Origin of the sequence: Nonomuraea sp. NPDC047529 (genome assembly GCF_040642995.1) — a bacterium.
Classification (GTDB): Bacteria; Actinomycetota; Actinomycetes; order Streptosporangiales; family Streptosporangiaceae; genus Nonomuraea.
The window spans coordinates 1-12,287 of record NZ_JBEYTJ010000021.1 but is presented as its reverse complement, the minus strand read 5'-3'; the positions used below and the strand labels follow the sequence as shown (position 1 = coordinate 12,287).

The window sequence follows — 12,287 nt, the reverse complement described above, 5'->3', positions numbered from 1 at the left end:
CAAGAACGCGGGAACATTCCGGAGGACGACGATGGTGAAGCCGACGCGGCGGGCGCGACGTTTCGCGGCCGGTATCTGTCTGGTCCTGCCCATCGTGGCACTCCTGTGGGTGCCCTGGTATTCCTACGACGCGCCACATCTGGCCGGAATGAGGTTCTTCTTCTGGTACCAGCTCATCTGGGTGCCAGGGAGCGTGGTGTTCATGGCCGTTGCCTACGTCCTGAGACGTGGCGCGGATCGCCCGCCTCGCGATCGTCATCTCACCTACGACCGGCGTCGCCGGTAACACCGACCACATCACCTCGTTCGGATCTCCGGGCGATTTTTCCCTCGTAGTACCGGCTGCTCTGCCATGCCCTGAGTTCAGGAGAATCAGCCATGCCCGAAAACGGCACCGCGAAATCAAGACCAACCCCCAAGTCGATCCTCATATGGACGGCAGTCGCCCTGGTAGGTGCGGTCGCCTGGGGGGTCGTCGCCCTGTCACAAGGAGAGGAGATCTCGGCGATCTGGCTGGTGGCCGCCGCCCTCGGTTCGTACGCGATCGCCTATCGGTTCTACTCCCGGTTCATCGCCCGCCGGGTGCTCGGCATCGACGACCGTCGCGCGACTCCCGCGGAACGGCTGGACAACGGGGTCGACTACCATCCGACCGACCGGCGGGTGCTGTTCGGCCACCACTTCGCCGCCATCGCCGGTGCCGGGCCGCTGGTGGGCCCGGTCCTCGCCGCGCAGATGGGATATCTGCCGGGGACCATATGGATTATCGTCGGGGTCATCGTGGCCGGGGCGGTCCAGGACATGGTCACCCTGTTCTTCTCGATGCGCCGTGACGGCAAGAGCCTGGGCCAGATGGTGCGCGAGGAGATCGGCCCGGTGGGCGGGACCGCCGCGCTGGTCGCGGTGTTCGCCATCATGATCATCTTGCTCGCGGTGCTCTCCCTGGTGGTGGTGAACGCGCTCGCACACTCGCCGTGGGGTACCTTCTCCATCGCGATGACCATCCCCATCGCCCTTTTCATGGGCTTCTACCAGCGCGTTCTGCGGCCGGGGCAGGTCATGGAGACCACGGTGATCGGGGTCGTGCTGCTGCTGCTGGCCATCGCGGGCGGCGGCTGGGTCCAGAACTCGGCCTGGGCCGACGCCTTCACGCTGAGCCCGCAGACGCTGGTCATCTGCCTGGTGGTCTACGGGTTCCTGGCCTCCGTCCTGCCGGTGTGGATGCTGCTGACGCCGCGCGACTACCTGTCGACGTTCATGAAGATCGGCACGATCGGGCTGCTCGCGGTCGGCGTGGTCATCGCGGCGCCGCACTTGCAGAACGAGGCGATCACCACGTTCGCGCTCAGCGGCACCGGGCCGGTCTTCGCCGGGTCGCTGTTCCCGTTCCTGTTCATCACCATCACCTGCGGCGCGATGTCGGGCTTCCACTCGCTCATCGCCTCCGGCACCACGCCGAAGATGATCCAGAAGGAGTCGCAGGTCCGGCTGATCGGCTACGGCGCGATGCTCATGGAGTCGTTCGTCGCCATCATGGCGCTGATCGCCGCGTGCGCGCTCGAACCCGGTCTCTACTACGCGATGAACGCTCCCGCTGGTCTGCTCGGCACCTCGCCGGAAAGCGCCGCCGCCGCCGTGGCGAAACTGGGCTTCGTCATCACCCCGGATGACCTGCGCGCCGCCGCGGCGGCGGTTCAGGAGCAGACCGTGATCGCCCGCACCGGCGGTGCCCCCACCCTCGCGATGGGCATCTCTGAGATCCTGTCCGGGATCTTTGGCGGCGCCGCGTTCAAGGCGTTCTGGTACCACTTCGCGATCATGTTCGAGGCGCTGTTCATCCTGACCACCGTGGACGCCGGCACCCGCGCCGCCCGCTTCATGCTTCAGGACTCCCTCGGCAACCTGTGGAAGCCGATCGGGCGGGTGAGCTGGAAGCCCGGCCTGTGGGGCGCCAGCGCCGCGGTCGTGCTGGCCTGGGGCTACTTCCTGTACACCGGCGTCACCAACCCGCTGGGCGGCATCAACCAGCTCTACCCGCTGTTCGGCCTCTCCAACCAGCTCCTGATCGCCATCGCGCTGACCCTCGGCACCACGATCCTGATCAAGTCGGGCAAGCTCAAGTGGGCGTGGGTCACCGGCGTACCGCTGGCCTGGGACTTGGCGGTGACGATGACCGCCAGCTGGCAGAAGGTCTTCCACGATGACCCCAAGATCGGCTTCTTCGCCCAGCGGGAAAAGTACGCCGACGCGCTGGCCGTGGGGAAGGTGATCGCGCCCGCCAAGAACCTCGACGACATGCAGGCGGTCGTCGTCAACTCCACCGTCGACGGCGTGCTGGCGGCGATGTTCGCGCTGCTGGTCATCATCGTCGTCGGCAACGCCGTGGTCGTGTGCCGGCGCGCCCTACGGTCCCGTGACCCCCTGCCGATGGCAGAGGCGCCCTATGTCGAATCCAGCATCGTGGCACCTGCGGGGTTATTCGCCACCGCGGCGGAACGGCGCGAGCTGGCCGAGGTGGGTGCGGGGAACAACGGAGCGGACGGCCAGCGATCATGACCGTGGTTTCACTGCTGCGCTTCGCCCGCTGGTACCTGCGCGAACTCACGGGTTCCGGTGAATACGACCGGTACCTCGCCCAGCACCGATCCCATCCGCACTCGCCGCCGCTGTCACGGCGGGAGTTCGAGCGGCACCGATCCGACCTTCGGGAGAAGAGTCCCGGCATCCGGTGCTGCTGAGGCGGGATCCGTCACCTGATCCGCTATCCCCGCCGGCCCCCTCCCACCTGCCCGCCCACCACTCTCGGGCGAGCGGGTGGGAGGGGCCGGCGTCCTGTCCTCACCTCGGGGGAGACGACGACACTTCAGGAGACGACGTGGCAACCCCATCGTCACCGCCGGCCCGGCCGGTCAGACACAGGACCTCCGGGCCCTGGGCGAAGCTGAGCATCGGGGCGCTGTGGCTGCCCTTCCCGGCGCTGCTCTGGATCGAAGGTTATGCGGGTGCTGAGCCACGGCTGTTCGGCCTCCCGTTCTTCTACTGGTACCAGTTCCTGTGGATTTTCCTGTCCTCCAGCCTCACCTGGTGCGCCTACCTTCACACGACCCCCACCCGCCAGGCTCGAACCGGCGCGCATCGGCCCGCCGGCCCCGGAGAGAGAAGCCGATGAACCGAGATAGCATCGACTGGACCGCTCTCACGATCCTCGTGATCTTCTTCCTGATCGTCACGGTCACGGGGTTCGCCGCGGTCCAGGGCAGGAAAGGCCGCCACATCACGGGCACCGTGAACGCGCTGGACCAGTGGGGGCTGGCCGACCGGGGCTTCGGCACCCTCACCTCGTGGCTGCTCCTGGGCGGCAACATCTACACGGCCTACACCTTCATCGCGATACCGGCGGCGATGTTCGCCTCGGGCGCGGTGAGCGGCTTCTTCGCCGTCCCCTACACCATCATCGTGTATCCGTTGATCTTCACAGTCATGCCACGTCTGTGGTCAGTGGCCCATCGTCACGGCTATGTCACTCCCGCCGACTTCGTGCGCGGCCGCTACCGGAGCAGAGGGCTCACGCTCGCGGTGGCCCTTACCGGACTGCTGGCCACCCTGCCCTACATCGCGCTGCAGTTGGTGGGGATCCAGGCCGTGTTCGAGGTGCTCGGCCTGGGGAGCAGCAACCCTCTCGTCAACGACCTGCCTCTCGCCGTCGCCTTCACCGTCCTGGCAGCCTTCACCTACGTCAGCGGGCTCCGGGCGCCCGCGTTCATCGCCGTCCTGAAGGCCTTTCTGCTGTTCCTCGTCGTGACCGCCGCGTTCGTCGTCCTGCTCCCACGGCTGGGCGGCCTTGAGACGATCTTCGCCTCGGCCCAGGAGAGGATGGCCGCGCCCGATCCGAAGACCGGGCGCCCCACTGGGGTCTTCATCCCGGGAGCGAGCGGCTTCTGGCCGTACGCCACGCTGGCTCTCGGGTCGGCGATGGCCCTGGTGGTGTATCCGCACACGGTCACCACCGTGCTCGCGACCAGAAGCCGCGACGTCGTGCGCCGCGGCGCCGCACTCCTGCCGGCCTTCACGCTGGTTCTCGGCCTGTTCGCGCTGCTCGGCTTCTTCGCGATCGCGGCCGGTACGCGCCCTGTCGGCATGGACGGTCAGCCCAACCCCCAACTCGTGATCCCGCGGCTCTTCGCGGACCTGTTCCCGAGCTGGCTCACCGGCATCGCCCTGGCCACCATAGCCATCAGCGCTCTCGTACCCGCCGCGATCATGTCCATCGCCGCCGCCAACCTCGTCAGCCGTAACGTCTATCGCGAGTTCATCAGGCCGGACGCGAGTTCCCAAGACGAGCTGCGCGTCTCCAAGGCGGCCTCCCTCTTCGTCAAGTTCGGAGCGCTGGCCTTCGTGTTGTTCCTCGACAGGAAGTTCGCGCTGGACTTCCAGCTCCTCGGCGGAATCTGGATCCTGCAGACCTTCCCGGCGATCGTGGTCGGGCTCTACACCCGCTGGTTCCACCCCGGTGCGCTGCTCGCCGGCTGGGCGTCCGGCATGGTGTACGGCACCGTTACCGCCTACGGCATCGTCAACCCCGGAACCGGCAGGCACTTCGGCGGATCGCTCGCGGAGATCCCGGTCATCGGCGGCGGCCGTCTCGGCTACGTCGCCCTGACCGCTTGCGTGCTGAACGCGGCCGTGAGCGTGGCCGCCACCCTCGCGTTCCGTGTGGCGAAACGGCCGGCGGGCCGCGATGAGACCTCGGCCGACGACTACCATGCGGATATCGACGATCCGCGCGTCGAACCCCTCCGGGAACTCATCCGGTGATTCCGGCTGGCGGGAACAGGATCATGGGGGCGCGGAGCGCCCATGGGAGCCCGGGCGATGACGTCGCCGAGGCGCAGCGGCTCCTTCGGTCGTGGCAGGAGGTCGCGAATCTAGCGAGGCCTCTGGTCGTATCGGTACTTGGCGGCGAGGCGGACAGACGTGATCTGGCGTGCTGCGCTGCGCATGGTTCGTGGGGAGGACCAGCCAGACCAGAGGGTGCAAATGAGGATCGATCCGATGGAAGGGCCCTTCCCGCGGCATGCCTTCCCCTGGCGAACAGAGGCTTCCTTGTGCGCAGGCTAGAAGGTGTAGCGGGTGTGGCTGAACACCTGGCTGTCGTGCCCGAAGCTGTACGCCGTGCCGGGTGCCACCGCGAACAGCAGGTCGTCGCCCTTGCGGATGCTGTCGCCGAAGCCGTAGAAGGTCCCCTCATGCGAGGTGATGTGGTCCCCGTACTGCGCCTCGAACGCGGCGATGACCTCATCCTGCCGCGCCGGATCCGTCACCCGCTCCGCCATGCCCTCGATCACGATGTCGAGACCTTCGGAAAGAGAGTTGTGCCCTGTGGTGAGTGCGCAGTGGGCGTTGCCGGCCAGGTTCTTCGCCTTCTGCTCGTCCCGCCCGGTGCTGAAGTGCAGCGCCCCGTCGTGCCAGGCGGCGATCAGCGGCGTGACGTGCAGCCGGCCGTCCGCCCTGACCGTGGTGATCCAGAAGATCTCGGCGGCCCGTAGCCGGCGCTGGGCCTCGGCCCACTCGGTGGCGGTGACGTTCTCCGCGCCCGGGCGCGGGTTCAACGCCGAGCTGTAGCGAGCATCGAGCTCAGTCCTGGGCTGCTTCGCCGTCATGTGGAACTCCTTTCGCCTTCTTGTGACGAAGCCTACGCAACCCGGCGCCCAAGCCCGGCTTCTGACACAGATCGAGCTCTTCGCGAGTCCCGACGGATGCCTCACCCCGCACCATCCACTCCGGCTGTGTGAGTCAATGACCAGGAAGTGCGGCGCTGCCGACCGCTCGTGCCAAGGCCCTCCACCTCGACACCGCACACCACTGCTGGTCCACCGGCCGGTCACGTCCATGGAGGTGGTGCATGGATCAGCCTTCGCGTGATCCTGTTTCTGCGGGTTAGGCGGTAAGTGCCTGCGGGAGTGAGTTCGGGGCTGGTGTGTCACTCGCGAGGAACCGGACGCGGGCCTTGGCAAGCACATCAGGCCCATGTAGCGGCGAGCCTCGGTCCATTCGTCGGTCTGCTCGACCAGCACCGCGCCGACCAGCCGGATGATCTCGGCCGAGAGCGGCTTTGCGAGCCCCTGGACGGGCCTGAGGGTAAGTCGGGCGCGGCCTGCCGCGCGCCCCTTGCATCGCACCCCTTGCCTTGAATGCCTGGCGGGTCCGGCTTTACCCATCGGGGCCAGGCCGCCCGGCAGCCGCCTACGCGAAGCGGGCATTCCATCCCTGGACACAGCCCACTGACATGCCGAACCCGTGCCGAAGAGCATGTGACGAGCATGATCTCGGCCATTCTCACCTCTCGGAGACGAGCCGAGAATCGAGAAAGCCCAGGTCAGATGGGGTATGGAGTGGTAGGGCGCCCGGGGCTCGAACCCGGAACCTACGGATTAAAAGTTCGTGAAGTGATTTCGGTCTGATCTCGGCCCGGGCCGAATGCTCAGCCACCAGCGGCCCGCTGCGACCAGGCCACACGGACGCCCGCGCCGGACTCCGCATCGGAATACTCAGCTTGTCATTCAAGCAGGTCCGGACATCGGTGCAGGTGCGTGCAGGTACGCCCAGTGTCGTGGTGCATCGCCACGTACACGGGATGTGTCCGCCAAGCGATGGCGTGTCGTGTTCCCCGAGAGTGGCCTCGTCGCACATCGACCTACCTGGGCCACATGCACCGGCAGGCCGGGGCCCGGGCCCGGACCTCTACGACGAGGCCACGCTGGATGCCGGGCGTGCCCGGGCACTGCCGTCGCTGACGCCGTCTGTCGTGCGGCGGATGCGGATCTGCCGCCGCCAGTGGTTGGCTGAGTGGACGATGTCGTGGTTGACGTGTCCGAGGAACTGGCTCACGTCCTGCAGGCGGGCGCCGCCGGGCGTGGTGGCGCCAAGGGCCTTGGCTCCCTGCTCGGCGATGTCGGCCAGTTCGGCGTTCACGCGGGCGCTGTCCAGCACTGCCTGATACCAGGCCTCGTCGTCGACGATGTAGCGTTCGCGCCCTCGCTGAGGGGCGCGTTCCCGCTGGATCAGTTCTCGTTTTTCGAGGTAGCCGATGGCCTTGGAGATCGAGGCTGGACTGACCCGCAGTTGCTGGACCAGCTCGGCTGAGGTGAGGCTGCCGGTGTCGGTGGCGTACAGACAGGCCAGCACTCTGCTCATCATCGACGGGATCCCGGCCCTGCCCAGCACGGCGGCGAAGCGCTCCCGGAAATCTTGCACAGCTTCGGCGGCCCGTCCATGCGTGGCGGTGGCTGGTGGCGCCGGGGACGGTGTCGGCGGTGCCGATGTACGCCGCCGGGCACGCCGCTTGGTGGCCTGATGGGCCTGGTCGGCCCGGTAGCCGACAGGCCCTCCGTTGCGCATGATCTCGCGGGTGACGGTCGAGGCCGGGCGTTGCAGGCCCCTGGCGATCACGGAGTAGGTGAATCCTGCGGCCAAGCCGGCGGCGATGTCCCGGCGATCCTGGTAGGTCAGCCTGTCTCCCGGCATACCTGTGGCTCCCTTCGCTGCCGCGGTGTCGCCGCACAGTATGCATTAACTCGAACCTCATTGCAAAGACGCCAGTATTGTGCATTAACTATGACCCCATTGCAAGAAATCATCGGCTTCTACCTGGAGCTTCATTCAAAGCGAAGAGCTTTCACATTGAATGAATAGCGAACGCGATATAGCGTGTCCGTCATCCGCAAGGCGAGAACTCGCGTACTCGCCCCCACAAGGAGTTGAGATGACCACCATTGGCCCCAAGCCGTCCCGCTCGCGCACGACCTGGGCGAGCGTCGGTCTGCTCACCGCCGCGGTTGCGGGCGCTGCCATGGCCGCACCCGCAGCCGCGGCCGGCTCAGGCCCCACCTCCGACCACCCCGGAGTGCAGCAGGCGCTCGATCGGGCCGTGACCGAAACCGGCCTTCCCGGCATCCTCGCGACGGTCCGCGAGGGCGATGACCAGTGGTTCGGTACGGCGGGCGTGGCCGATACCCGAACCGGTCGCAAGCGCCTGCCGCAGGAACGCTTCCGCATCGGCAGCATCACCAAGACCTTCACCGCCACCGTCGTGCTGCAACTGGCGGCCGAAGGCAAGCTCAGCCTGGACGACACGGTGGAAAAATGGCTGCCCGGCCTGGTGCGCGGCAACGGCAACGACGGCCACCGCATCACCATCAAGCAGCTGCTCAACATGACCAGCGGCCTGTTCAACCACCTCAACGACAAGCAGATGCTGACCCGCCTCGCCGGCCCTGGCTTCCTCAAACACCGCTATGACCGTTACCAGCCCCAGCAACTGGTGAAGATCGGCACGGCCAACGCACCCGACTTCAAGCCAGGCCAGGACTGGACCTACACCAACACCGGCTACGTCCTCGCCGCCATGATCGTCGAGAAGGCGACCGGCAAGACCTACGCCGAACAGGTCTCACAGCGGATCATCCGCCCACTCGGCCTGACCGGCACCCACGTACCCGGAGGCGAGGAAGTGCGGATCCGCGGACCCCACGCCCGGCACTACTCCACGCTGTACTCCCAGGAGCCGAAGCCCACGATCTACGACGTGACCGAGCTGAACCCCTCCGCCGGCTGGGCGGCCGGCAACATCATCTCCACCGCCGCCGACCTCGACCGGTTCTTCACCGCGCTGCTCAAGGGCCGGCTCCTGCCGCAGGCCCAGCAGCGCCAGATGTTCGCCACCAATCCGGTCCCCGACGGAAAGTGGATACCCAACACCACCTACGGCCTCGGCATGTCGTCGGTGAAACTGTCCTGCGGCACAACGGTCTGGGGCATGGGCGGCGCACTACAGGGTTCGTGGTCATACGCCTACGGCACCCGCGACGCCACACGCATGCTCGTCCAGAACGTCAACGGCGACTGGAACAACCCCATCGCCGCCTTCACCAACGTCCTCGAAGCCGAATTCTGCGCCCCCTGATCCCGCTGACACCCCTCTGAGCGGGAGGTGAAACCCTGCGCGAACGTCCACTTCAGGCCTCGCAGGTCATGCCTTGCCCCCAACTGTGAGGGCCCAGGATCTGATGGCGGGCGGCTGCCGGCTTATCGTCCCGCAGACCGGACGGCGCAGAGGCAGCCGCCATCCAGGTCCCGCTCAGCCGTACCAGCCGCACAATCCGTCATCGACCATGCCCTCGGCGGCATTCACGCCGGCACCGCGCACGGCAACATCCAGATCGGCGAACCTTCGTCTGACCCGGGAGAATCCGCCATGGGGTTACCGGCGGATCGCAGGGGAACTCGCCGCTCTGGGCTACCGGGTAAGGGCCTCCACCGTGTGGCTCATCTTGAAGCAGGCCGGTATCGACCCGGCGCCGCGACGTGAGGGACCAAGCTGGAGTGAGTTCCTGCGTGCGCAACCGCTTCTAGAGGCTCCTGACGGACGTCGGTCTCACCGATGTCGATCTGGCCACCTGATCGTCGGCGTGCAGCGGCTCGGTGCCCATGTTGTCGCGTCCTACGGTCCCGGCACCCTGGTCTTTCCCAGGACGAGTTGCTGTTGCCGCCCGGTGCGCCACTCGACCATCAGCACGGTGGCGTCGTCCTGGAGTCGGCCGTGCTGGTGCTGCAGGATGCTGTGGATCAGCCGGCGGAGTGTTTCCGGGGCGGAGGTGCCGTCGGCCTCGTGACGGACGATGAAGTCGATGAAGCGCTCCAGCCCGAAGGGTTGCCCGTCCGGGCTCTCAGCCTCGATGACGCCGTCGGTGTAGAAGAGCAGCCGGTCCCCGGGTTCCAACTGGTAGCGCAGCAGTCCGGTGGACAGGCTCAGGCAGATGCCCATCGGCGGATCGGGCACGCTGTCCAGGGTGGCGACCTGCTGGCTTTTGCGGATCACCAAGGGCGGGTGGTGCCCTCGGTTGACCCAGCTCAGCCAACCGGTCCGCAGGTCCAGATCGGCCAGGACGCCTGTGGCGAAGCGGTCGATGAACTGCTCGTCGATCGCCGCGTCGATCGCCTCGCTCGTCGCGGGCAGGTCCTTGCCTTGGCGGCGGCTGGTGCGACCGGCCCCCATGGCGATGGTGGCGGTCAGGCCGGCCGCGGTGTCGTGTCCCATCGCGTCGAAGATCGACACGCGCAGTGTGCCGCTGTCGATCGCGTAGTCGTAAGCGTCGCCGCCCACCTCGTAGGCAGGTTCCAGCGCGGCGCTGACCACCACGTCGTCATCGGCAAAGGCTCGCGGCGGGAGCAGGTTCCACAACACCTCGGCCGACAGCGTCATCGGCCGAGCGCGTACCAGGCGCGCATAGGAGTCGCTGTGCGGGCGTTTGCTGATCACCAGCAGCGAGATGAGGGAGGCCAGTCGGCCGGCCAGCAACCCCACGCTCTCCGACCCCTGCGCCACGGTCACTCCCAGGACGCCGACCCGCTCGGTGTCGCTCAGCAACGGCACCCACAGGCGCTGCGGCCCATCACCCGCCGGTGACGTCGGCGCGGTCTCGGGCGCGGCGGGATCCAGCACGTGGCGGGCCTCGACGATCTCCATGTTGCGGAAGGCACGTCCTGCCGTGGTGGCGTCGATCCGGATCGGTTCGAGCGGCTCGCCGAACACATCACGCTGCCCGGTCAGCGGGACCAGCACCTGCTGCTGCAGGTCGGCTACGTAGACCATGGTCTGGGAGAAGCCCGCCGACCGTCCGTACTCGGCGACCAGGGCTGGCAGATCCTCCAGCGAGGAGAGTTGGCTGGCGCTCAGCGAGCCGCCCAGCAGCTGCTCGCCATCACCGGTCACCGCGATGCCTTCCCTGGAGGCCCTTCCCCTTGCACTAGTTTCTCTTCCCACCTGTACGAGCTTCTCCCCAACGTGCTGACCAGGGCTAACGTCTGTCAGGTCCGCCCTGGGGCGGGGTGCTGGTGCGCAGCGTGTGCTTGTCGGCCACAGGTCGATGGAGCGGGTCGTGGCGGCGGGCCCGACCGTCACCCCCAGCCCGGTCACGACGTAGAAGACGACGGCCAGCAGCAGGTCGGTGGGCTGACGCCGATTCCCCACGCCGGCCAGGGTCCGGCGCCCAGTGCAGAGAACGGCGCGATCACGATTGCGGCGGTCAGTGTCACCGGGGTGATACCGGCCCGCGCCGGTGTCGCAGGCCGAGGGAACGGCGAACTGCCGTCATAGCCGGCCGGGGTGAGCTCGCGGGTGGGTGGTATGCCGGTCATGCGATGATCGGGAATCGGTGGCCCAGGCCGGTGATGTGCAGCAGCCGGGTCATGCGCGGCGGAACGCCGGTCAGGGCGAGCGTGATGCCCAGTGACCGGGCCCGGCCTTGAGCGCCGACCAGCACGCCCAGCCCGCCGGCGCCGCAGAAGGTCACCTGGGACAGGTCCAGGACGAGCAGGTCGGTGCTGTGGGCGAGAGTGTTGATCAGCCGCCTGCGCAGCTGAGCCGTGGTGAAGATGTCGATGTCCCCCGCCAGGTGCACGAGGGTCTGCGCCGAGGCGCCCGCCTCGCCGAATGGGGCGGTGTCGATGACGGTCATGGAAGTCTCCTGTGGAGAAGCTGGAACGCGATGAGATGCCTGCCGGCCGGAGATCGGCCCGCCGCCGGACAACGGGCGATGCCTGGGCCGCTCAATCCGGCCGGCAGGCGGCACGCGGGTCACGCCGGGACTGGTCGTGCCGTGAACGAGGCCGCCTTCCGCCCGTTGACCGACCCGCCCTCGTTCTCCCAGCAGGCTGAGCCGGCCGACGCACGCGGACCGGGGCCCGCCGGCAGGTGCGCCAGAGTGAGAATGGCGTCGGCCGTCAAGCCGGCGGTGTCCTGGGCGGTGAGCTTGAGCACGGCCTCGGCGGCGCCGGCGGCGGTTCCTGACGGGATGATCAGCAGGACGACCGGCTCGCCGGACGCGAAGCTGAAAGTGATCATGCGCGGGTCGGTGTGGCGGAACCAGCCGACGCGGATCTGCCGCCCGCGGGCCGGGATGCGGCGCGGGATGTTCTGCCACGCATCGCACTGCACGCTGACGCGGAGCGTGACCCGATCAAGCAGCCGGTCGACGGCGGCGATGAGACCGGGCAACTCCGCGGCGGCGTCACTGGAGTAGGGCCACCAGGCCCCGTCCACCACCGATCGCCGATTCGGCACCGGGTGGAGACTGAGCCGTAGCGCGGAATCGACCCGAGGCATCGCAGACGAAGTGGGGCTGAGCGGTGCGGGCTGAGAAAGAAGTGTCGGCGTCATGGTGGCTGACCTATCCGGGCCCCTTCGAAGGGGCCGGTGGTGGTTCGCCGGGGGCGACGCAGACCTGAGT

At 67.7% G+C, this 12,287-nt stretch carries 11 protein-coding genes; 6 read left to right on the top strand and 5 right to left on the bottom strand.

Annotated features, from left to right (window positions below; genetic code table 11):
- Positions 1–31 precede the first annotated feature (31 nt).
- The 5 genes from ABZ815_RS29355 (at position 32) to mctP (ending at position 4,815) form a co-directional block, all read left to right on the top strand.
- Positions 32–286: a DUF3311 domain-containing protein gene (locus ABZ815_RS29355; RefSeq protein ID WP_189648233.1), complete on the top strand. Its 255-nt coding sequence runs from the start codon at positions 32–34 to the stop codon at positions 284–286.
- Positions 287–378: 92 nt separating this feature from the next.
- Complete coding sequence (locus tag ABZ815_RS29350; RefSeq protein ID WP_357703450.1) at positions 379–2,556, top strand: carbon starvation CstA family protein; 2,178 nt, start codon at positions 379–381, stop codon at positions 2,554–2,556.
- Positions 2,553–2,738 (top strand): YbdD/YjiX family protein, encoded by a 186-nt coding sequence (locus ABZ815_RS29345; RefSeq protein WP_189648231.1) that lies wholly within the window; start codon positions 2,553–2,555, stop codon positions 2,736–2,738. Before ABZ815_RS29350 ends, ABZ815_RS29345 begins: the two co-directional genes overlap by 4 nt.
- A complete protein-coding gene (locus ABZ815_RS29340) occupies positions 2,729–3,169 on the top strand; it encodes a DUF3311 domain-containing protein (protein ID WP_357703447.1) in 441 nt (146 codons plus the stop codon). Before ABZ815_RS29345 ends, ABZ815_RS29340 begins: the two co-directional genes overlap by 10 nt.
- Complete coding sequence (mctP, locus tag ABZ815_RS29335) at positions 3,055–4,815, top strand: monocarboxylate uptake permease MctP (protein WP_357703445.1); 1,761 nt, start codon at positions 3,055–3,057, stop codon at positions 4,813–4,815. The genes ABZ815_RS29340 and mctP overlap by 115 nt, the downstream gene beginning before the upstream one ends.
- Before the next feature lie 299 nt (positions 4,816–5,114).
- On the opposite strand, the gene ABZ815_RS29330 is transcribed toward mctP, so the two are convergent.
- Both ABZ815_RS29330 and ABZ815_RS29325 read right to left on the bottom strand, forming a co-directional pair.
- Entirely contained in the window at positions 5,115–5,660 is a 546-nt protein-coding gene (locus ABZ815_RS29330; protein ID WP_357703726.1) for a pyridoxamine 5'-phosphate oxidase family protein, read from the bottom strand.
- A 1,081-nt stretch (positions 5,661–6,741) separates the two neighbouring features.
- Positions 6,742–7,524, bottom strand: coding sequence for a helix-turn-helix domain-containing protein (locus tag ABZ815_RS29325; RefSeq protein WP_357703443.1), 783 nt, complete (start codon positions 7,522–7,524; stop codon positions 6,742–6,744).
- 238 nt (positions 7,525–7,762) lie between these two features.
- Between ABZ815_RS29325 and ABZ815_RS29320 the strand changes: the two genes are divergently transcribed.
- Complete coding sequence (locus tag ABZ815_RS29320) at positions 7,763–8,962, top strand: serine hydrolase domain-containing protein (protein WP_357703440.1); 1,200 nt, start codon at positions 7,763–7,765, stop codon at positions 8,960–8,962.
- A gap of 537 nt (positions 8,963–9,499) precedes the next feature.
- Here ABZ815_RS29320 and ABZ815_RS29315 read toward each other — a convergent pair.
- The 3 genes from ABZ815_RS29315 to ABZ815_RS29305 all read right to left on the bottom strand — a co-directional run bounded on the left by ABZ815_RS29315 (position 9,500) and on the right by ABZ815_RS29305 (position 12,163).
- Complete coding sequence (locus ABZ815_RS29315; protein WP_357703439.1) at positions 9,500–11,029, bottom strand: PP2C family protein-serine/threonine phosphatase; 1,530 nt, start codon at positions 11,027–11,029, stop codon at positions 9,500–9,502.
- A 163-nt stretch (positions 11,030–11,192) separates the two neighbouring features.
- Complete coding sequence (locus ABZ815_RS29310) at positions 11,193–11,516, bottom strand: STAS domain-containing protein (protein WP_357703436.1); 324 nt, start codon at positions 11,514–11,516, stop codon at positions 11,193–11,195.
- Positions 11,517–11,635: 119 nt separating this feature from the next.
- On the bottom strand, positions 11,636–12,163 hold the full coding sequence (locus ABZ815_RS29305) for a DUF5994 family protein (protein WP_357703434.1): 528 nt from the start codon (positions 12,161–12,163) through the stop codon (positions 11,636–11,638).
- Positions 12,164–12,287: the final 124 nt, after the last annotated feature.

What these genes read in the sequence shown, in the direction of transcription:
- ABZ815_RS29355 (WP_189648233.1), top strand. Translation starts at nt 32, where the DNA reads ATGGTGAAGCCGACGCGGCGGGCGCGACGTTTCGCGGCCGGTATCTGT.
- ABZ815_RS29350 (WP_357703450.1), top strand. Translation starts at nt 379, where the DNA reads ATGCCCGAAAACGGCACCGCGAAATCAAGACCAACCCCCAAGTCGATC.
- ABZ815_RS29345 (WP_189648231.1), top strand. Translation starts at nt 2,553, where the DNA reads ATGACCGTGGTTTCACTGCTGCGCTTCGCCCGCTGGTACCTGCGCGAA.
- ABZ815_RS29330 (WP_357703726.1), bottom strand. Translation starts at nt 5,660, where the DNA reads ATGACGGCGAAGCAGCCCAGGACTGAGCTCGATGCTCGCTACAGCTCG.
- ABZ815_RS29325 (WP_357703443.1), bottom strand. Translation starts at nt 7,524, where the DNA reads ATGCCGGGAGACAGGCTGACCTACCAGGATCGCCGGGACATCGCCGCC.
- ABZ815_RS29320 (WP_357703440.1), top strand. Translation starts at nt 7,763, where the DNA reads ATGACCACCATTGGCCCCAAGCCGTCCCGCTCGCGCACGACCTGGGCG.
- ABZ815_RS29310 (WP_357703436.1), bottom strand. Translation starts at nt 11,516, where the DNA reads ATGACCGTCATCGACACCGCCCCATTCGGCGAGGCGGGCGCCTCGGCG.
- ABZ815_RS29305 (WP_357703434.1), bottom strand. Translation starts at nt 12,163, where the DNA reads ATGCCTCGGGTCGATTCCGCGCTACGGCTCAGTCTCCACCCGGTGCCG.